Here is a 22,512-nt window from a genome sequence, read left to right on the forward strand (position 1 = left end):
AACTATGCTTAGTGTAGGCGCAACCTTCAACTGAACGGTTAAACATGCCACAATACCCGTATTGAATGCTTAATTTTTCGCTAAATCAGGATATTAACTACCCATGCTGGGTAAATATAAAGCCGTTCTCGCGCTGTTATTACTGATTATTCTTGTGCCGTTGACGCTGCTGATGACGCTCGGCTTGTGGGTTCCCACGCTGGCGGGCATCTGGCTACCGCTCGGCACACGTATTGCTTTAGATGAAAGCCCACGCATTACGCGTAAAGGTTTAATCATTCCCGATCTCCGTTATCTGGTAGGAGATTGTCAGCTTGCACATATCACCAACGCCAGCCTTTCTCATCCCAGCCGCTGGTTATTGAACGTCGGCACGGTAGAACTTGATTCTGCTTGTCTGGCGAAATTGCCGCAGACGGAGCAATCGCCAGCCGCTCCAAAAACCCTCGCGCAGTGGCAGGCCATGTTGCCTAACACCTGGATCAATATCGATAAACTGATTTTTTCTCCCTGGCAGGAATGGCAGGAATGGCAGGGAAAACTCTCTCTCGCATTAAACTCCGATATCCAGCAACTGCGTTATCAGGGCGAAAAAGTTAAATTTCAAGGCCAGCTGAAAGGGCAACAACTTACAGTCAGCGAACTGGATGTCGTCGCGTTTGAAAATCAGCCGCCAGTTAAACTGGTGGGGGAATTTACTATGCCGCTAGTGCCGGATGGACTTCCTGTAAGTGGTCATGCTACTGCGACGTTAAACTTGCCGCAGGAGCCTTCACTGGTGGATGCCGAGCTGGACTGGCAGGAAAATAGCGGGCAATTGATTGTGCTGGCACGGGATAACGGCGATCCGTTGCTCGATCTGCCGTGGCAAATTACTCGCCAACAATTGACCGTAAGCGATGGTCGCTGGAGCTGGCCGTATGCAGGTTTTCCTTTGAGTGGACGACTGGGTGTCAAAGTCGACAACTGGCAGGCAGGGCTTGAGAACGCTCTGGTCAGCGGACGACTGAGTGTGCTGACCCAGGGGCAAGCGGGTAAGGGCAACGCGGTGCTTAATTTTGGCCCAGGAAAATTAAGTATGGATAACAGCCAGCTGCCTTTGCAGCTGACCGGTGAAGCGAAACAGGCGGACCTCATTTTATATGCCCGTTTACCTGCGCAGCTAAGCGGAAGTCTGACTGACCCAATGCTGGCCTTTGAGCCAGGCGCGTTATTACGTTCGAAGGGAAGAGTCATCGATTCGCTGGACATCGATGAAATCCGCTGGCCTTTAGCGGGTGTAAAAGTCACCCAACGTGGTGTTGACGGACGTTTGCAGGCCATTTTGCAGGCGCATGAAAATGAACTGGGCGATTTCGTGCTGCATATGGATGGACTGGCGGATGATTTTCTCCCTGACGCTGGCCGCTGGCAGTGGCGCTACTGGGGCAAGGGCAGTTTTACCCCAATGCACGCCAGTTGGGATGTCGCAGGAAAAGGTGAGTGGCGTGACAGCACGATTACGCTGACCGATCTCTCCACCGGCTTTGACAAATTGCAATACGGGACAATGACGGTAGAAAAGCCGCGATTGATTCTCGACAAGCCCGTCGTCTGGGTACGTGATGTGCAGAATCCTTCGTTCAGCGGCGCGCTGTCACTGGACGCCGGGCAAACGCTGTTCACGGGTGGCAGTGTGTTACCGCCATCAACCTTAAAATTTAGCGTCGATGGACGCGATCCGACGTATTTCCTCTTTAAAGGCGATTTACATGCTGGTGAGATTGGCCCGGTTCGGGTAAATGGTCGCTGGGACGGTATTCGTCTGCGCGGTAACGCCTGGTGGCCTAAACAATCACTGACCGTATTCCAGCCGCTGGTGCCACCAGACTGGAAGATGAACTTACGCGATGGCGAGCTGTATGCCCAGGTTGCATTTTCTGCTGCGCCTGAACAAGGATTCCGCGCGGGAGGGCACGGTGTGTTGAAAGGCGGTAGTGCCTGGATGCCAGATAATCAGGTTAACGGTGTCGATTTTGTCCTGCCTTTCCGTTTTGCCGATGGAGCCTGGCATCTGGGGACTCGCGGCCCCGTTACGTTGCGAATTGCCGAAGTGATTAATCTGGTGACAGCGAAAAATATTACGGCTGACTTGCAAGGGCGTTATCCGTGGAGTGAAGACGAACCATTGTTGTTGACCGATGTTAGCGTCGATGTGTTAGGCGGTAACGTGCTGATGAAACAATTACGCATGCCGCAACATGACCCGGCGCTGTTGCGGCTGAATAACCTCTCATCCAGCGAACTGGTTAGCGCCGTCAATCCGAAACAATTCGCCATGTCCGGGGCATTTAGTGGGGCATTGCCTTTATGGCTGAACAATGAAAAATGGATAGTTAAAGACGGCTGGCTGGCAAATAGCGGACCAATGACCTTGCGGCTGGATAAAGACACCGCAGATGCGGTGGTGAAAGACAATATGACCGCGGGTTCTGCGATTAACTGGTTGCGCTATATGGAAATTAGCCGTTCATCGACAAAAATTAATTTAGATAATCTCGGTGTGTTAACCATGCAGGCCAATATTACAGGTACCAGTCGCGTCGACGGTAAAAGTGGTACGGTAAACCTTAATTACCATCATGAAGAGAATATTTTTACCCTGTGGCGCAGTTTACGCTTTGGCGATAATCTCCAGGCATGGTTGGAGCAGAACGCGCGTCTGCCGGAAAATGGCTGTCCGCAAGGAAAAGGGTGTGAGGAAAAACAATGAAAATTTTACTGGCTGCGTTGACGTCATCTTTTATGCTGGTTGGCTGTACGCCTCGCATTGAAGTCGCTGCACCTAAGGAACCGATCACTATCAATATGAACGTTAAAATTGAGCATGAGATCATCATTAAGGCAGACAAAGATGTCGAAGATTTACTCAAAACCCGTAGCGATCTTTTCTGAGGGGATGATGAAGAAAACATTACTTCTTTGTGCGTTTCTTGTTGGGCTGGTAAGCAGCAATGTAATGGCATTAACACTGGACGAGGCCAGAACTCAGGGGCGGGTAGGTGAAACATTTAACGGTTATTTGGTTGCGTTGAAAACGGATGCTGAAACAGAGAAATTAGTAACCGAGATTAATGCCGCACGTAAAGTGAGTTATCAACAACTGGCAAAGCAAAATAATGTATCGGTAGATGATATCGCGAAGCTTGCCGGACAAAAGCTTGTAGCTCGGGCCAAACCGGGGGAATATGTGCAGGGAATTAACGGGAAATGGTTGCAAAAATAAGCACTATGCAACAGCGATATTTCAATGATTTAATTTAAAGGCTGTATAGATATTTTATGGGTGTCCTATTTTTCCAATGCCATCATGAATATCATCATCAACCTCAAAATTAAGGGTTTTTATAGTCAACCCAAATATGGACGGCATCGCTCATTTAAGTGAAGTTACGAGGTTTATGGGATTGCTTGTAACACCACATTGTTTTTAGCATCTTGCAAGCCTCATCTTCTGTCAACGCCTGGTAAACCTGTCAGGGGCAGTCAACAACAAACCGCAGTAGATAACCTCCAGATTTTCAGTGGGTTGATTAAATGGAACATGGTTGAAATGTTAATATTTTCACGATGAATGAATTTCCGGAGTGGTCAGTAATATGAATCAGCTACCCAATTTGACGCTGACATTGCTTTTTGTCTGATTATTGTTAGAGGATGTGTAATAATGCAACAAATAGCCTAAGTAATCGAATAATTTGTTTTTTATGTGTCTGCATTGAGGTTTCGAAATACTAATTAAGTTGAATGTTCTGGGGTTGCTAAATAAAATTTCAAGAGTAGACATTAAATCATGACACAGCCTGTGGCTATTTCTTATCTGTTACTCATATTTTATTATTTAAAATGTCATTCATTGAAAAGGATTTCTCATGCAAAAGAAAACGTTATTATCAGCGTGTATCGCTATAGCGTTAAGTGGCCAAAGCTGGGGGGCGGAAATAACAGAAGGCGAGAGTGCAGACAGTATGCGCAGAAGCTCTCAAATGACATGTCAGTCAGAAGGGCACGCCCGACCGTCAACGAAGTTGAAAACAATGCCAGAAAAATGTGCTGTTGTTACAAATAATGGTTTCAGCTCGTTACTGGCATTAGGTGCCACGGCGGTACTGGCAACACTCGCAGTGATTGAATTGTCTCATGACAATGATCATTCTGCTCACTCTTCTTTTCCCCAGCCCATACCGCCAGATGATAATGGCCCTCTACCGCTACCCGTTCCCAGTGATGAAGATTCAGGTATACCTGTAAAGCCAGATAACGGCGGTAATGTTATTCCACCCGACAATAGCGGTGATGATGTTGACCTACCGAGAACAGAACCCGTTGTCTTTGATAACAATGTGACATGGGACAAGGACGCGCAAACCCTGAAGATTCGCGGGGCAACGTTCACCTATATACAGAATGTCGATGGTAGCTACACGCTGTCGGCAAAAGATGGCCGAAAAACCATTGTGACAGAGTGGGAAAACCATGAAGAGACTCATACCGCCATCTTTAGTGGTGTGAGTACCACAGGTGATATGGAATGGCGCTACGATGACGAAGGTAAACTCCACGTCACACAGTTAGCCAGTGTCGTGTCTGATGGAACAACGGGCAGAATAATTACCGTTAATGATGCGATTATCACTGACCAGGGCGGTAACACGGCCCTGAATGGCGGCACGGTGATGATGATTAATGGTAACAACATTGCGCTGACAAACGAGGGTAAAACAGAGGCTGTCGGTGAAGATTCGGTGGTCGGTATCCTGACCGGCGATAATATAACCATCAATAATAACGGTCAGACGGTGGTCGATGCTGGCACGGCGGTTATCGTCAATGGCGATCGTACAATCTTAAATAACACTGGCGACTCCACCGTCAATAACGGCGGAATAGGGGCCGTTATTAGCGGTAATGATGTCAGGACCGATAATAAAGGCCATATGACGGTTGATGGGCAAAATTCAACGGGCAGCAAAATCGTTGGTAATAATGCGACGGTTATACAGGAAGGGGATTTATACGTTAGCAATGCTGCTCGGGGCATTGATGTTGAGGGTTATGGCGCGATCGTCAGCAACAAAGGCAATGTAGCGGTCGTGGATGAAAAATCGCTGGGTGTTTCGCTCAGTGGTGATGCGTCGACGTTCATTAACAGGGGGGATATTTCCGTCAGTAATGGCAGTTCAGAGGTCAATGCGACAGGGATTCTGATTGAGGGTGATCATTCTACCCTTATCAATGTGGGGGACATCATTGCTGATAATTTCAGTACCGGGATTCGCATCATCGGAGATGATGGTCTGATTTCTCTGGCTGGCCGTGTGGATGTAGGGGATTATTCAACCGGTCTGGATGTATTTGGAAATAATAACGCCATGACGCTGGCGACGAATGAGCTTAATGTGACCGGCAGTATTGCTATAGGGGTAAATGTGGCCGGTGATGGCAATGAGGTTGAAATTACCGGTAATATTCTGGTGGATAAAAATCAGGCCGGAGAGCATTCAATAAATGACTTTTTTACCCCTTCTGTTGGCATTCAGGTGCAGGGACACGACAATAATATCGTATTAAATGGCAATCTTACCGTTGTTGCTGACAGTGAAATCACTTCTCGTATCTATAATGAAATGGATGGCAGCCAGGAAAATATTAATGGTCTGGTTGTGTCGGGTGACGGTAATACCGTCGAAATTAATGGTGGTATCCATTTAGCTGGCGAAGAAAATACTCTACAGGATGGCTCCACACCTGCTTTAAAACGTAATGGTTATGGCGATACGCCTGTTATCAAAATCGATGGGTACTCTACTCTGTATCTAAATGGGGATTCAACAATCAGTGGTGTTTTTCCGCTTGGATTAGGCGATATCATTCAACTGAATAACCGAGCCCATTTAGAACTTGGCCGCAACGCCACTTTTATCCTAAAAGATATAAATACATTTGATCATTATAATAGTGACACATCACAGGTTGTACTGGTGAATTCCGGTTCGCAGATGATAAATAATGGTGATGTAGAACTGGGGAATATTGGCTTTGCCAGGGCTACTGGTGAAGAGTCGCTAGCTGTAAATAATAACAATGTAACGATTTCTATCTACGGCGTAGAGGGGAATACATCAGACTCTGCTAGTTCTGCATATTTTAGCGTCTATGGTGGTCGAGTTGTTAATAACAGTGCCATCACCAGTAAGGTACTCGCGCAGGGACGTATTTTCAATAGTCTGAACGCTCAAGGTTTGAGTGACCCTTTAATTTTTAATAATCAAGTCATTAGTCTGACGGGGATGACAGCAGGCAACAATGGCACCGCTTTAAATAATACTGCCGGTGAGATCCAAATGTACGGCCGGGGGAGTGTTGGCATGCTGGCCTCCAATAATTCAACCATTGACAATATGGGTAAGATTTTCATTGACGCATTATGGGTGGATGAAAACGATACTTCCAGTCTGGCGTCCAATATCGCTCATGACAGCGCCAAAGATTATGCTGTCGGGATGGCTGTGGGTACAGACAGTTCTGGTGCCAGCGTTAATTCTACCGCCATTAATCAGCAGGGCGGTGAAATTACAATCTATAATGCCGGTGCCGGTATGGCCGCGATGAAGCCAGGTAACATCATTATTAACAAGGGAACTATAAACCTGGAAGTAAATGAAAATTATGATGATACGCTGGGGCCAAATAAGTTGGTCGGTATGGCTGTCTACAATGGTGCCACTGCGATTAATGATCAGACGGGCATCATCAATATTAATGCTGAAAACGGGCAGGCGTTCTATAACGATGGCAGCGGGACTATCGTTAATTACGGAACCATCTGTACTTTTGGGAAATGCCAGGACAATAACGCCTATAACCCGACTGACGGAGTTGTTTCATTAAGCTGGAGAAATGGTGACATTATTACGGCTGACGGGGAAACGCTTAACCTGTCTTCATATGGCGGTACGACTGATATCACGGCAACCGCCGAAACCCTGGTAACCAACGCGGGTACGGTTACCGGGGGGCCTGTCACCGTGGCTGACTTCGGCCATCTGGTCAATGAAACCACGGGCAGTATTAATGAGGTTGATATCGCAACCGGTGGGGAATACACCAATAAGGGCACGACAAAAACCGTTTCTATGGATGGCGGCGTGTTTACTAACGAAGGTGTAGTGACCGGGCAGGTAGGTACAACCGTTGCGGGTTCTGTTATCAACAACTCCGGCACTATCAACACTGTTGAACAATGGGCCAGTACGTTTTATAACGCCGGGACGGTAACCGCCTGGAAAGGGGCCTCAGCTTCTGCCGTGATGAATAACGAAGCGGATGGAACGGTCAATAAAGTGAATTTTTCTGCCGCAGCCACCTTCAATAACGCAGGAACGGTTCACAGTGGTTCGGTTGATAAAAACTCGACCTTTAATAACCTGGGTGGTGGTGTTGTCGATCTTCTTGAAAACGGACTTTGGGCTGGGCATTTCAACAACTGGGGTACAGTGAATGGGGATGCTGATATCGCTACCGGCGGTAATGGGCATACCTTGTATAACGGTACGACAGGTGTGATTAACGGCCAGGTTACGACGCCAAATAATAACGCCGGTAGCCGGGCAATTAACGATGGCACTATCAATATTGATAAAAATAATACCATCGCCATGAATGCGCACGGCAGCGCAAAAATGGTCAACAATGGCACTATCAATATTGGTAGCGAAGGCACTTCGCATACAGGTATGGTTGGAATGCAATTAGCATCGGACGCGAAAGCGGATGGTGTGGTTGAAAACAACGGTACGATTAATATCTACGCCAATAATTCCTGGGCTTTCAGCAAGCTCGGGAGCAATGGTCACATTGTTAACAACGGCACTGTTTATATTGACGACAGCGTGAATGGTTCCGGATTGATTAAACAATCTGGCACGGCGATAGAGGGCAGTGGCGAAGGGGGAGACGGTACGGAAGTACACTATGTCGACTTTACAGCGCCGGAAGAACCCATCATTACGCCATACGACGGCAGCCATTCTTCTTCTGTTAGCCGCAACGATGGCATGAACAACCTCAACGGTTACGTGGTGGGGACGAACGCCGACGGTAGCGTCGGTAAGCTGATGGTCAATAACGCCAGTATGAATGGCGTGGAGATCAATACCGCTTTTGCGGCGGGAACGGCGGACAAAACCGTCAGCTTTGATGATGTGGTGCAAGGCAGCAACCTGACCGATGCGCAAGCGATCACTTCGACATCTGTTGTCTGGCAGGCGACAGGCAGTACCGACGCCAGCGGCAATGTTGATGTGACCATGAGCAAAAAAGCCTACACCGATGTGGCGACGGATGCCTCAGTGAATGACGTGGCAAAAGCGCTGGATGCGGGTTACACCAACAACGAGCTGTATACCAGTCTGAACGTCGGCACCACTGCAGAGCTGAACAGCGCGCTAAAACAAGTCAGCGGGAGCCAGGCCACCACTGTGTTCCGTGAAGCCCGCGTACTGAGCAACCGCTTCAGTATGCTGGCCGAGGCAGCACCGAAGATGGGCAACGGTCTGGCATTTAACGTGGTGGCGAAAGGCGATCCGCGTGCTGAGCTGGGTAACAATACCGAGTACGACATGCTGGCGCTGCGTAAAACCCTCGACCTGAGCGAAAACCAGACCATGAGCCTGGAGTACGGTATCGCCCTTCTGGACGGCGACGGTGCGCAGAAAGCGGGTGATAACGGCGTCACCGGCGGCTACAGCCAGTTCTTTGGCCTGAAGCATCAGATGTCCTTTGACAACGGTATGAGCTGGAATAACGCGCTGCGTTACGATATCCACCAACTGGACAGCAGCCGTTCGGTAGCTTATGGCGACGTCAGTAAGACGGCGGACACGAATGTGAAACAGCAGTATCTGGAGTTCCGCAGTGAAGGGGCGAAAACCTTTGAACCACGTGCCGGATTGAAAATCACGCCATATGCCGGAGTGAAGCTGCGTCATACGCTCGAAGGCGGTTATCAGGAGCGTAATGCCGGAGACTTTAATCTGAGCATGAACAGCGGCAGCGAAACGGCGGTGGACAGCATCGTTGGGCTGAAGCTGGACTACGCAGCCAAAGACGGCTGGAGTGCGAACGCCGCGCTGGAAGGTGGGCCGAACCTGAGCTACACGAAGAGCCAGCGCACGGCAAGCCTGGCAGGCGCAGGCAGCCAGCACTTTAATGTCGATGATGGGCAGAAGGGCGGCGGCATCAACAGCCTGGCAAGCGTCGGCGTGAAGTACAGCAGCAAAGAAAGTTCGCTGAATCTGGATGCTTACCACTGGAAAGAGGATGGTATCAGCGATAAAGGCGTGATGCTGAACTTCAAGAAAACGTTCTAATTTTTAGTATGTGATGCATAAACCGCAACGCTGATACAGGTTGCGGTTTTTTATTGCCGGATGCGGCGCTTGACGCGTTTTGTTTTGGTGTTTTTCAGGACAATAGAGGAACTCATCCAGTAATCTTGTTTACGCCTTCGCATTATTTAACTCTTTTCGTTTCTATACTGATTTTTCTTAATCCGTTTTATTACAGGGCAGGGTGCGATGAGCAGCAACACATTTACTCTCGGTACAAAATCCGTTAACCGTCTTGGTTATGGCGCGATGCAACTGGCAGGTCCTGGAGTTTTTGGTCCCCCAAGGGATCGCCACGTCGCTATAACCGTGCTGCGCGAGGCGCTGGCATTAGGCGTTAATCACATTGATACCAGTGACTTTTATGGTCCACACGTCACCAATCAGATTATCCGCGAAGCGCTTTATCCTTACTCTGACGACCTGACCATTGTTACTAAAATTGGGGCGCGGCGTGGAGAGGACGCCTCCTGGTTGCCTGCATTTTCTCCGGCAGAGTTGCAAAAAGCGGTACACGATAATCTACGTAATCTCGGACTGGACGTACTGGATGTGGTTAACCTGCGCGTTATGATGGGGGATGGTCATGGCCCAGCGGAAGGATCGATTGAAGCCAGCCTGACCGTGCTGGCAGAGATGCGACAACAAGGCCTGGTAAAACATATTGGCCTGAGCAACGTCACACCGACGCAGGTTGCAGAGGCGCGTAAGATTACCGAAATTGTCTGTGTGCAGAACGAATACAACATTGCTCATCGTGCTGATGACGCAATGATTGATGCTTTGGCTCGTGACGGCATTGCCTACGTGCCGTTCTTCCCGCTCGGGGGCTTTACGCCGCTGCAATCCTCCACGCTTTCCGATGTTGCTGCGAGCCTTAATGCGTCACCAATGCAGGTAGCGCTGGCGTGGCTGTTACAACGTTCACCGAATATTTTGTTGATTCCTGGAACATCTTCTGTTGCGCATTTACGGGAGAATATGGCCTCAGAAAAATTGCATCTTTCTGCGGACGTGTTGTCTACGTTGGACGGTATTTCGCGAGAATAACGAATATACAAAAGGGAAAGATGCATTTCCCTTTTGTTTCTTTTTTAATGGCATGGAGTGCATATGTTTAAGCCCAGGATTTGCAGCTGGATAGGTTTACTTCCCCTGTTTATGCTGAGTCTTCCAGTACAGGCGGACCTTCGATGTGTTGCAAATGCAGTTGATATTGAACCATTTTTTTCTGCGGCTACCGCTGAAGATAAACAACAAGTTGAACAAGCTATCAACAGTAGCGTGAACCTTGTCCCCTTCGGTTTATCTGCATCGGACTGGAAAGTGCATCGTGGCGATTTAGTGGTAGACGGTAATATAGAGAGTAATCAAAAATTGATTGTTCTTGGCAATTTGACAGTCAAAGGTAATATTTCCACTTTATCTCTTTCTAATCCATGGGTTATTCTCGGTAACGTGACGGCAACGAATATGGTTACAGATTCGCCACTGTTAATTACCGGTTCGATAAATGCAAGTGGACTGGTATTTATCGACTCATATTACGATAATCCGTCTACGATTAAGGGGAGTATTAATGCGCGAGGGATATTTATCAATGACATAATTGCACCTGTTGTTGCGTCTTCGACAAATAGTGAATTCATGGTCCGTGCGAGTGACAAAAATGACACTGAAAATGTCAAAAAAGCGCTGATGATAATAAATCCTGATGCATATTATTGGGGTCTAATAAATGATGAAGATGCTCTGAAAGAAATTTTTAAGCGAAGCAATATTCGCATGGCAGGGAATATCTGTAGTCTGATGAAAAAAGAAGCGCTGTTTCGCCCTAAGCCTTCTCCTGAGTTAGTGCAGGAATTGCAAATGCTGGATGAAGGCAACGTTGCTGCATTTGAAGGACGAGATATTGCGACATTTGATCTTGCCATAATGCGAACTCTCCCAAGGATTAAAGGAATTTCAGCTAACCTACGCAAACAACTTATTAATAGCAATGATGGACAAACGATTGAAAGTATGGCGAGATATATGCCTGACAATGAGATTCTGGAGTTGACCGATCAGCAATTGGGTTACCAGCCTGTTGTTCTGGGGTTGCTCGACCGTGAACCGCTCTCTGTCGAAATAATGACGCGAATGAGTCATCTACCTGATGGTGTCGGTCCGTTGAATCTTGCGCTACGTGAAAATCTCCCTCTGGATATCGTCATGACTCTGGCGAAAAGAGATTGGGATATGATCATTCAGGAGCTTTATAAAGATGCGTGGTTATTGCCCGAATCCATTATTGATGGCTATATCCGCAGTGATGATCCCTCTATTCGTCAGGTCGGTGCTGGAGGACAACTCACCTACAATCAGGCAATGCAGTTGGCGAACGATTCATCAAACGATGTTGTCACAAGCTTAGCGTCAAAGCTGGCAGAGATGAAACACCATGGTCAATTGTTGCGGATGACGCCACAAGAGAGTGACAAAGTTGCAGTATATTTATACCAAAAATTCGAGAATGACGATGATCTAATACGTGTGTTATTTTTAGCATTGCCAGATAACTTACAGTTTAATTTTGTTAAAAGGATGGAGAAAAAATCCCCTGCCTACTTTTGCTGTCGGGATATGCAGGAAATTCACTCTGACGCTGCTCTACAACGGTTATTGACACGTTTCAACGATCCTGAGGGGTGGAGTAATCTGGCGAAAAATCAGTATCTGAGCACGTCGATGAAACAAAAAATTTGGCAACGTGCTTTATCGCATCGGAAAAATAATCCCAAAGCAGATTCAGATGCATATGAAACCAGCGCTGATATGATTTTGTCTGAGCTTATCAGCTACGGTGAAGTTGATGACCAGATGCTATTAAATGCCACCTCTCTGATACGTTCGGACGACTGGGACTTTTTAGAGAGTGCATTAATTAGTTGGGATAATTTACCCGCTGTTGTTCTCAAGGAATTACAGCAAAACACGCCACGCAATGATATTTGGGCGAAGTTTTTTCTGAGGCAGGAAAACAGTTCCCGTGCGCAGGTTAACGAAGCGTTACGTGTTTATTATGCACTCGACCCCGATGCGTTAGCACAACTGGATGTACTGGCAAAACAACCGGATCGTATATGGTGGAGTACACTGGCGAAAAGCAATCTCACATTTTTCAAGTTCGGCGCACTTAGCAACCGCCACACCCCCCCTGCGGCACTGGCGGCAGAAATTGATCCCGAGTGGTGGATTGTGGCGATGAATAATCCCCGCTTTCCAGTTGATGTATTGAAGGCGAGGCTGAAACGTGATCCTTTGCTGGCGTTAGAGCTTGTTAACCCTGAACTGGATTTAGTTCGGCAGCTGGCGCTTAACGGTAAGACGCGCGCAATACGGGAACAAGCGATGAGAAAACTTGATGAGTTGTATTGAATAACAGCGTAATAATTTTTAACCACTTGATCTATTGGGGATAATCATTCCTGACGGTGAGTCCCCAATACCTTGATATATTCTGAATTTTTAATGAAGCGGCGTGTTGCGATATCTCCGTCAGGGGAATTGATACACCATAGCGCAAACCGAATTATCAAGGATTGATAATGACGCTCTACCAGATAAAACCGCTCTTTCAGTCGCTGTTAAGGCCGACGATGTTTTGGCTTAATAAGCACCATGTTACAGCGAATCACATCACTCTTGCTGCACTGGCGCTTTCTCTTCTTACCGGATTGCTGTTGATGTTGGTGGCACGCCCCATCCTCTTTTTGCTATTGCCCATCGTGCTTTTTGTCCGTATGGCACTCAATGCGCTGGATGGCATGATGGCGCGTGAGTGTAATCAGCAAACACGTCTTGGGGCGATTTTGAATGAAACTGGCGATGTTATTTCCGATATTGCGCTTTATTTACCGTTTTTATTTTTACCGGAAAGTAACGCATCACTCGTAATACTCATGTTATTTTGCACCATATTGACTGAGTTTTGCGGTTTACTCGCGCAGACGATTAACGGTATTCGCAGTTATGCCGGTCCATTTGGCAAAAGCGATCGTGCGTTAATATTTGGGTTGTGGGGGCTGGCCGTTGCCATTTATCCACAGTGGATGCAATGGAATAATCTTTTATGGAGCATTGCTTCAATTCTGCTTATCTGGACTGCGATTAATCGTAGTCGGAGCGTGCTTTTTATGAGTGCTGAAAAGTAATGCTGGAAAAATCTCTGGCAATACTTTTCGTGTTGTTAATTTTAGCAACGCTGATAAACCGTTTTCTGGTATGGCGGTTACCAAAGAGAAAAGGGGATGAAGTTACATTACGTATTCGTACCTGGTGGGGCATCGTCATTTGTTTTTCACTGGTCATTTCAGGTCCACACTGGATGACATTGACGTTTTTTGCGCTGATAAGTTTTATGGCATTGAAAGAATATTGTACGCTTATATCCGTTCATTTTCCGCGTTGGTTATATTGGGTTATTCCTCTTAACTATTTGCTTATCGGTTTTAATTGCTTTGAGCTGTTTCTGTTATTCATACCTTTGGCTGGGTTTCTGATATTAGCCACCTGGCAAGTTTTTGTGGGTGACCTCTCCGGTTTTCTGCATACCGTGAGCGCCATTTTTTGGGGCTGGATAATGACCGTTTTCGCCTTGAGTCATGCCGCCTGGTTATTAATGTTGCCAACCATAAATATCCAGGTCGGGGCGTTACTGGTGTTATTTCTTTTGGCATTAACCGAGTCAAACGATATTGCACAGTATTTATGGGGGAAATCCTGCGGCAGAAGAAAAGTGGTCCCTAAAGTCAGCCCGGGAAAAACATTGGAAGGTCTGATGGGCGGCGTAATCACCACCATGATTGCGTCACTGATTATTGGACCGTTGCTGACACCGCTAGATACATTACAGGCATTATTAGCGGGTTTGTTAATTGGTATTAGTGGTTTTTGCGGCGATGTAGTGATGTCAGCCATCAAACGAGATATTGGTGTTAAAGATAGTGGAAAACTATTACCAGGACATGGCGGACTCCTTGACAGGATTGACTCATTAATTTTCACCGCTCCGGTATTTTTTTATTTTATTCGCTACTGCTGTTACTGAAGGAAAATAGAGAAAATGGAAAATTCACGCATCCCTGGGGAATGTTTTTTTACAGCCAGTGATAATACAGCGTTGTTTTATCGGCACTGGCCCGCTTTACAGCCAGGGGTTAAAAAGGTCATCGTCTTATTTCATCGCGGTCATGAACATTCTGGTCGTCTACAACATATCGTTGATGAACTGGCGATGCCAGATACTACTTTTTATGCCTGGGATGCCCGAGGGCATGGACAAACTTCGGGGCCGCGTGGTTATAGCCCATCTCTTGCGCGTTCAGTGCAGGATGTCGATGAATTTGTCCGTTTTGCTGCCAGCGACAGCCAGGTCGGGCTGGAAGAGGTGGTTGTGATCGCGCAAAGCGTCGGCGCAGTGCTGGTTGCCACATGGGTTCATGATTATGCGCCTGCTATTCGCGGGCTGGTGCTGGCTTCTCCGGCCTTTAAGGTTAAATTGTATGTGCCGCTGGCACGTCCTGCGCTGGCGTTATGGCATCGTCTGCGTGGTCTGTTTTTTATTAATTCCTATGTGAAAGGACGCTATTTGACCCACGATTGGGAACGGGTAGCGAGTTTCAATAATGATCCGCTGATCACACGGGCGATTGCCGTCAATATCTTGCTCGATCTCTATAAAACGTCTGAACGTATTGTTAGCGATGCGGCGGCGATTACGCTCCCTACGCAACTACTGATATCGGGCGATGACTATGTGGTACATCGCCAACCGCAGATTGATTTTTATCAGAGATTACGTAGCCCTCTGAAAGAGCTGCATCTGCTGCCGGGCTTTTATCACGACACGTTGGGTGAAGAGAACAGGGCACAGGCATTTGAAAAAATGCAAAGCTTTATTAGTCGCTTATATGCTAACAAGTCGCAAAAATTTGATTATCAGCATGAAGACCGCACAGGACCATCTGCGGATCGATGGCGGCTCCTTTCTGGTGGACCCGTGCCATTATCGCCAGTTGATTTGGCGTATCGCTTTATGCGAAAGGCGATGAAACTGTTCGGGGCGCAATCTGCGGGCCTGCATCTCGGAATGAGCACCGGCTTTGATTCAGGCAGTTCGCTGGATTATGTCTATCAAAATCAACCTCAAGGCAGTAACGCATTCGGGCGTTTTATCGACAAAATCTACCTGAACAGTGTTGGCTGGCGCGGTATTCGCCAGCGCAAAGCCCATTTACAAATGCTGATGAAACAAGCCGTTGCCGATCTCCACGCCAATGGTTTAGCCGTCCGCGTGGTTGACATTGCCGCAGGGCATGGGGGCTATGTACTGGATGCGCTGGCAAACGAGCCTGCCGTAAGCGATATTTTGTTACGTGATTACAGTGAGTTAAATGTTGCACAGGGGCAAGAGATGATTGCCCAAAAGGGAATGTCTGGGCGGGCGCGTTTTGAACAGGGCGATGCGTTTAATACTGCAGAACTCAGCGCGTTAACTCCGCGGCCTACGTTGGCGATTGTCTCTGGCCTGTATGAGCTTTTTCCCGAAAACGAGCAGGTAAAAAACTCCCTCGCTGGTCTTGCCAATGCCATCGAACCGGGTGGCATTCTCATCTACACCGGGCAGCCGTGGCACCCACAACTGGAGCTGATTGCCGGGGTGTTAACCAGTCATAAAGATGGTAAACCGTGGGTAATGCGCGTGCGTTCGCAAGGGGAGATGGATTCGCTCGTGCGTAATGCCGGATTTGATAAATGCACACAACGGATTGATGAGTGGGGCATTTTTACGGTTTCGATGGCGGTGCGTCGTGACCACTGAACGCCGGAGCGTATTGCTACAAGGAGCTGGCTGGTTATTGTTGCTGGCCCCGTTTTTCTTCTTCACATATGGATTTCTTAATCAGTTCACCGCGTTTCAGGATCTTAACAACCATGATATCCCCAGTCAGGTGTTCGGTTGGGAAACGGCGATCCCTTTTCTTCCCTGGACTATTGTTCCTTACTGGAGTCTGGATCTTTTATATGGATTTTCGCTGTTCGTTTGTCGCTCGACATTCGAACAGCGCCGACTGGTCCACCGGCTTATTCTGGCAACGGTAATGGCCTGTTGCGGTTTTTTGCTCTATCCGCTGAAGTTTAGTTTTATCCGCCCTGAAGTGAGTGGGGTGACGGGATGGCTATTTTCGCAACTTGAACTGTTTGATCTGCCTTATAACCAGTCCCCTTCGCTGCATATTATTCTCTGCTGGCTACTTTGGCGTCACTATCGTCAGCATCTGGCTGTGAGGTGGCGTAAAGTCTGTGGCGGATGGTTTTTACTCATCGCTATTTCTACGCTGACGACCTGGCAGCATCATTTTATTGATGTCATCACAGGGCTGGCGGTAGGTATGTTGATTGACTGGATGGTGCCCGTCGACCGTCGCTGGAACTACCAGATACCTGATCAACGTCGAATCAAAATAGCACTGCCTTATGTCGTAGGCGCGTGTTCGTGCATAGTATTGATGACGCTAATGATGATGAATCAGTTACGGTGGTCAGTCTGGTTATGTTGGCCAGTATTATCGCTACTCATTATTGGCCGTGGGTACGGTGGGCTTGGCGCGATAACAACAGGGAAAGATAGTCAGGGGAAACTCCCGCCTGCCGTTTACTGGCTGACGTTGCCCTGGCGCATCGGGATGTGGCTGTCTATGCGTTGGTTTTGCCTTCGCCTGGAGCCAGTGAGCGAAATTACTGCGGGTGTTTATTTAGGGGCGTTTCCACGACATATTCCGGCACAGAATGCAGTTCTGGACGTCACCTTTGAATTCCCTCGCGGACGCGCGACAAAAGATCGACTCTATTTTTGTGTACCGATGTTGGATCTGGTGATTCCGGAAGAGGGGGAGCTCCGACAGGCCGTGGCGATGCTGGAAACATTACGCAAAGAGCAAGGCAGCATTCTGGTCCATTGCGCGTTGGGATTATCGCGCAGTGCGTTGGTTGTGGCCGCATGGCTGTTATGTTACGGACACTGTAAAACCGTTGATGAAGCGATTAACTATATTCGCGTCAGACGCCCGCCGATTGTGCTGACAGAAGAGCACAAAGCGATGCTGAGATTGTGGGAAAACAGGTAAGTGGATTGAGATGTGGACTGAATATCTACAGTCCACATCAAAATAGTGTCCGGTTATGCAGCAACAATACTGTCGATGGCTGCTTTCGCGTCAGACTGCGCTTTCGCTGCCATTTCCGGGCCGTACGCGATCCCTTCGGCGAAGACAAATTTCACATCGGTAATGCCGATAAAGCCCAGGAATGTGGACAGATACGGCGTTACCAGATCCGTTGGGCCATCTTTATGGATCCCACCGCGGCTGGTAATAACGATGGCTTTTTTACCCGTTACCAGACCTTCCGGACCGTTCTCGGTATAGCGGAAAGTAACGCCTGCACGTGCCACCAGGTCAAAATAGTTTTTCAACTGAGTTGAGATGTTGAAGTTATACATCGGTGCCGCAATAACGATAACGTCGTGGGCTTTCAGCTCGGCAATCAGCTCATCGGAAAGCGCCAGAGCTTCCTGCTGACGCGGAGTCAGCGGCGCATCGCTCGGACGCAGTGCACCAACCAGTTCGCCATCCAGTACCGGAATCGGATTTGCAGCCAGGTCACGCACGGTGATTTCATCAGCGGAGTGCTTTTCGCGCCATTGTTCAACAAAATAATCGGACAACTGATTAGACTGAGAGTACCCTGCCAGGATGCTGGATTTAAGAACTAATACCTTGCTCATGGTGTTTCCTTATAGATGTTTGAATGGGCGATGCCCCGTTGCTTGTTGACACTTTATTCACAATCCTGCCACAGAGATAGCGCAATAAATCGAAGCCTATGTTCGAATTTATTGAACAACGCATAGAAAGCCGCGATGTGGTACTCTATATCTATCATTTAAAAGAAAATTAATCAGGCAGCCAACTGCCCACTAACGTTATGACAGAACAACAAAAATTGACCTTTACGGCCTTGCAGCAACGGTTGGATTCGCTGATGCTGCGTGACAGACTGCGTTTTTCCCGCCGTCTGCATGGTGTGAAGAAGGTTAAAAATCCTGATGCACAACAGGCCATTTTCCAGGAGATGGCGAAAGAGATTGACCAGGCGGCAGGGAAAGTCCTGCTGCGTGAAGCAGCACGACCGGAAATCACTTATCCGGACAATTTGCCGGTTAGTCAGAAAAAGCAGGACATTCTCGAAGCAATCCGTGATCACCAGGTGGTGATCGTCGCCGGGGAAACGGGTTCCGGTAAAACGACTCAGTTACCGAAAATCTGTATGGAACTGGGCCGCGGGATTAAAGGGCTGATCGGCCATACCCAGCCGCGTCGTCTGGCGGCACGAACGGTGGCGAACCGTATTGCGGAAGAGCTGCAAACGGAGCCGGGCGGTTGCATCGGGTATAAAGTGCGTTTCAGCGATCACGTCAGTGATAACACGATGGTCAAGCTGATGACCGACGGTATCCTGCTGGCAGAGATCCAGCAAGACCGCCTGCTGATGCAGTACGACACTATCATTATTGACGAAGCGCACGAACGTAGCCTGAATATCGATTTTCTCCTCGGTTATTTGAAAGAGTTACTGCCGCGGCGTCCTGACCTAAAAATCATTATCACTTCCGCGACTATCGACCCGGAACGCTTTTCGCGCCACTTTAATAATGCGCCGATTATCGAAGTCTCCGGTCGTACCTATCCGGTGGAGGTGCGCTATCGCCCGATTGTTGAAGAAGCTGATGACACCGAGCGCGACCAGTTGCAGGCGATTTTTGACGCCGTAGACGAACTGAGTCAGGAAAGCCCTGGCGACATTCTGATTTTTATGAGCGGCGAGCGAGAAATTCGCGATACCGCCGATGCGCTGAACAAGCTGAACTTACGCCATACGGAAATTCTTCCGCTTTATGCACGGCTTTCGAACAGCGAGCAGAACCGCGTCTTCCAGTCGCACAGCGGACGGCGCATTGTGCTGGCGACTAACGTCGCGGAAACCTCGCTGACTGTGCCGGGGATTAAATACGTTATCGACCCAGGTACGGCGCGTATCAGCCGCTACAGCTATCGCACCAAAGTGCAGCGTCTGCCGATTGAGCCCATTTCGCAGGCTTCAGCTAATCAGCGTAAAGGCCGCTGTGGTCGTGTGTCAGAAGGGATCTGCATTCGTCTTTATTCCGAAGACGATTTCCTCTCGCGCCCGGAGTTTACCGATCCGGAGATTCTGCGTACCAACCTGGCCTCGGTTATTTTGCAGATGACCGCGCTGGGGCTGGGCGATATCGCTGCGTTCCCGTTTGTAGAAGCGCCGGATAAACGCAATATCCAGGATGGCGTGCGTCTGCTCGAAGAGCTGGGCGCGATCACCACTGATGAACAGGCCAGCGCCTATAAACTGACGCCGCTCGGTCGCCAGCTCTCGCAACTGCCAGTCGATCCTCGTCTGGCGCGAATGGTGCTGGAAGCGCAGAAACATGGCTGCGTGCGTGAGGCGATGATTATCACTTCCGCGCTCTCTATTCAGGACCCGCGTGAGCGGCCAATGGACAAGCAGCAGGCATCGGACGAAAAACATCGTCGCTTTCACGATAAAGAATCCGACTTCCTGGCGTTTGTAAATCTGTGGAATTATCTCGGCGAGCAGCAAAAGGCGCTCTCTTCAAACGCCTTCCGTCGCCTGTGCCGTACCGATTACCTTAACTATCTGCGCGTGCGCGAATGGCAGGATATCTACACCCAGTTGCGCCAGGTGGTGAAAGAACTTGGCATTCCGGTTAACAGCGAACCGGCGGAGTATCGCGAAATTCACATCGCCTTACTGACAGGTTTGCTTTCGCATATCGGCATGAAAGATGCCGATAAACAGGAATATACCGGCGCACGTAACGCGCGTTTCTCCATCTTCCCCGGTTCTGGTTTATTCAAGAAGCCGCCGAAATGGGCAATGGTGGCGGAACTGGTAGAAACCAGCCGCCTGTGGGGGCGCATTGCGGCACGCATCGATCCAGAATGGGTGGAGCCAGTTGCTCAGCATTTGATTAAACGCTCCTACAGCGAACCGCACTGGGAACGGGCGCAGGGCGCGGTGATGGCAACTGAAAAAGTCACCGTTTACGGGTTGCCGATTGTTGCTGCGCGTAAGGTCAACTACAGCCAGATTGATCCGGCGTTGTGTCGTGAACTTTTTATTCGCCACGCGCTGGTGGAAGGTGACTGGCAGACGCGTCACGCATTCTTCCGTGAAAACCTGAAACTACGGGCAGAAGTGGAAGAACTGGAACACAAATCACGTCGCCGCGATATTCTGGTGGATGACGAAACGTTGTTTGAGTTCTACGACCAGCGCATCAGCCATGATGTGATCTCTGCACGACACTTTGATAGTTGGTGGAAAAAAGTCAGCCGCGAAACACCTGATTTGCTCAACTTTGAAAAGAGCATGTTGATCAAAGAAGGGGCGGAAAAAATCAGCAAGCTGGATTACCCGAACTTCTGGCATCAGGGCAATCTCAAGCTGCGTTTAAGCTATCAGTTTGAGCCGGGGGCGGATGCTGACGGTGTGACCGTGCATATTCCGCTGCCGTTACTTAACCAGGTTGAGGAAAGCGGGTTTGAGTGGCAGATCCCCGGCCTGCGCCGTGAACTGGTGATTGCTCTAATCAAATCGTTGCCGAAACCGGTACGGCGTAATTTTGTGCCCGCGCCAAACTACGCCGAAGCGTTTTTAGGTCGCGTCACGCCGCTGGAACTGCCGTTGCTCGACAGCCTTGAGCGCGAGCTACGGCGGATGACCGGCGTTACCGTTGACCGCGAAGACTGGCACTGGGATCAGGTGCCCGATCACCTGAAAATCACCTTCCGTGTGGTGGATGACAAAAATAAGAAGCTAAAAGAAGGGCGCTCATTACAGGATCTGAAAGACGCCCTGAAAGGCAAAGTGCAGGAAACGCTTTCCGCCGTTGCCGATGATGGTATTGAGCAAAGCGGGTTACATATCTGGAGTTTTGGGCAACTGCCGGAAAGCTACGAACAGAAGCGTGGCAACTACAAAGTGAAGGCGTGGCCAGCGTTGGTGGATGAGCGCGACAGCGTGGCGATCAAACTGTTTGATAACCCGCTGGAGCAAAAGCAGGCAATGTGGAACGGTCTTCGCCGTTTACTGCTGCTGAATATTCCGTCGCCAATCAAATATTTGCATGAGAAGTTGCCAAACAAAGCCAAACTTGGGCTGTACTTTAACCCGTATGGCAAAGTGCTGGAGCTGATAGACGACTGTATCTCCTGCGGTGTGGATCAACTGATCGACGCCAATGGTGGCCCGGTCTGGACGGAAGAAGGCTTTGCTGCGCTTCATGAAAAAGTGCGCGCTGAATTGAACGACACGGTGGTGGATATTGCGAAGCAGGTCGAGCAAATCCTCACAGCGGTGTTCAATATCAACAAACGCCTGAAAGGGCGGGTGGATATGACCATGGCGCTGGGGCTTTCTGACATTAAAGCGCAGATGGGCGGGCTGGTGTATCGCGGTTTTGTCACTGGTAATGGCTTCAAACGCCTGGGCGACACGCTGCGTTATTTGCAGGCGATTGAAAAGCGTCTGGAAAAACTGGAGGTTGACCCGCACCGTGACCGTGCTCAGATGCTGAAAGTTGAAAACGTCCAGCAGGCGTGGCAGCAATGGATCAACAAACTGCCGCCAGCACGTCGTGAAGATGAAGACGTAAAAGAGATCCGCTGGATGATAGAAGAGCTGCGCGTCAGCTACTTCGCTCAACAACTTGGTACGCCTTATCCGATTTCGGATAAGCGTATTTTACAGGCGATGGAGCAGATTAGCGGTTAATCCTGCTATTTGCCTGATAAATCTAAAACCCGGTAAGCATTTAGCGCCGGGTTTTTTCTTTATGAATTCTGAAAAATAGCAAGGGCGGTACTCCTTACGTCGCGTGGGGAGTAGGCTTGTGGCGTACGCAGTCATTTTTGAATTATCGATA

The 22,512-nt window shown here is 48.8% G+C and carries 12 protein-coding genes; 11 read left to right on the forward strand and 1 reads right to left on the reverse strand.

Annotated features, from left to right (window positions below):
* The first annotated feature begins 103 nt into the window (after positions 1-103).
* The 10 genes from BEB54_RS07250 to BEB54_RS07295 all read left to right on the forward strand — a co-directional run bounded on the left by BEB54_RS07250 (position 104) and on the right by BEB54_RS07295 (position 17,599).
* Entirely contained in the window at positions 104-2,752 is a 2,649-nt protein-coding gene (locus BEB54_RS07250; protein ID WP_105277700.1) for a YdbH family protein, read from the forward strand.
* On the forward strand, positions 2,749-2,934 hold the full coding sequence (locus BEB54_RS07255; RefSeq protein WP_000698143.1) for a YnbE family lipoprotein: 186 nt from the start codon (positions 2,749-2,751) through the stop codon (positions 2,932-2,934). The genes BEB54_RS07250 and BEB54_RS07255 overlap by 4 nt, the downstream gene beginning before the upstream one ends.
* A gap of 4 nt (positions 2,935-2,938) precedes the next feature.
* Positions 2,939-3,265: a YdbL family protein gene (locus BEB54_RS07260; RefSeq protein ID WP_161398338.1), complete on the forward strand. Its 327-nt coding sequence runs from the start codon at positions 2,939-2,941 to the stop codon at positions 3,263-3,265.
* A 646-nt stretch (positions 3,266-3,911) separates the two neighbouring features.
* A complete protein-coding gene (locus tag BEB54_RS07265) occupies positions 3,912-9,410 on the forward strand; it encodes a BigA/YdbA N-terminal beta-barrel domain-containing protein (protein ID WP_105282158.1) in 5,499 nt (1,832 codons plus the stop codon).
* 207 nt (positions 9,411-9,617) lie between these two features.
* Positions 9,618-10,478 (forward strand): pyridoxine 4-dehydrogenase, encoded by an 861-nt coding sequence (gene pdxI, locus BEB54_RS07270; RefSeq protein ID WP_105277697.1) that lies wholly within the window; start codon positions 9,618-9,620, stop codon positions 10,476-10,478.
* A 63-nt stretch (positions 10,479-10,541) separates the two neighbouring features.
* Positions 10,542-12,848, forward strand: a complete 2,307-nt coding sequence (locus tag BEB54_RS07275) for a DUF2773 domain-containing bactofilin (protein WP_105277695.1) — start codon at positions 10,542-10,544, stop codon at positions 12,846-12,848.
* 170 nt (positions 12,849-13,018) lie between these two features.
* The gene (locus tag BEB54_RS07280) at positions 13,019-13,624 is read left to right on the forward strand and encodes a CDP-alcohol phosphatidyltransferase family protein (RefSeq protein WP_088542026.1); all 606 of its coding nucleotides are present in this window, start codon (positions 13,019-13,021) and stop codon (positions 13,622-13,624) included.
* Positions 13,624-14,520 (forward strand): phosphatidate cytidylyltransferase, encoded by an 897-nt coding sequence (locus tag BEB54_RS07285; protein ID WP_088542025.1) that lies wholly within the window; start codon positions 13,624-13,626, stop codon positions 14,518-14,520. The genes BEB54_RS07280 and BEB54_RS07285 overlap by 1 nt, the downstream gene beginning before the upstream one ends.
* 15 nt (positions 14,521-14,535) lie before the next feature.
* Entirely contained in the window at positions 14,536-16,293 is a 1,758-nt protein-coding gene (locus BEB54_RS07290; RefSeq protein WP_088542024.1) for a bifunctional alpha/beta hydrolase/class I SAM-dependent methyltransferase, read from the forward strand.
* 13 nt (positions 16,294-16,306) lie between these two features.
* A complete protein-coding gene (locus tag BEB54_RS07295; RefSeq protein ID WP_088542073.1) occupies positions 16,307-17,599 on the forward strand; it encodes a phosphatase PAP2/dual specificity phosphatase family protein in 1,293 nt (430 codons plus the stop codon).
* Between the two features lie 53 nt (positions 17,600-17,652).
* Here BEB54_RS07295 and azoR read toward each other — a convergent pair whose 3' ends face one another.
* Complete coding sequence (gene azoR, locus BEB54_RS07300) at positions 17,653-18,258, reverse strand: FMN-dependent NADH-azoreductase (RefSeq protein ID WP_000048948.1); 606 nt, start codon at positions 18,256-18,258, stop codon at positions 17,653-17,655.
* 200 nt (positions 18,259-18,458) lie between these two features.
* Here azoR and hrpA point away from each other — a divergent pair, with 200 nt between their 5' ends.
* Complete coding sequence (gene hrpA, locus BEB54_RS07305; RefSeq protein ID WP_105282159.1) at positions 18,459-22,361, forward strand: ATP-dependent RNA helicase HrpA; 3,903 nt, start codon at positions 18,459-18,461, stop codon at positions 22,359-22,361.
* The last annotated feature ends 151 nt before the right edge of the window (positions 22,362-22,512 follow it).

Source organism: Escherichia sp. MOD1-EC6021, from assembly GCF_002965245.1.
Classification (GTDB): domain Bacteria; phylum Pseudomonadota; class Gammaproteobacteria; order Enterobacterales; family Enterobacteriaceae; genus Escherichia; species Escherichia coli_F.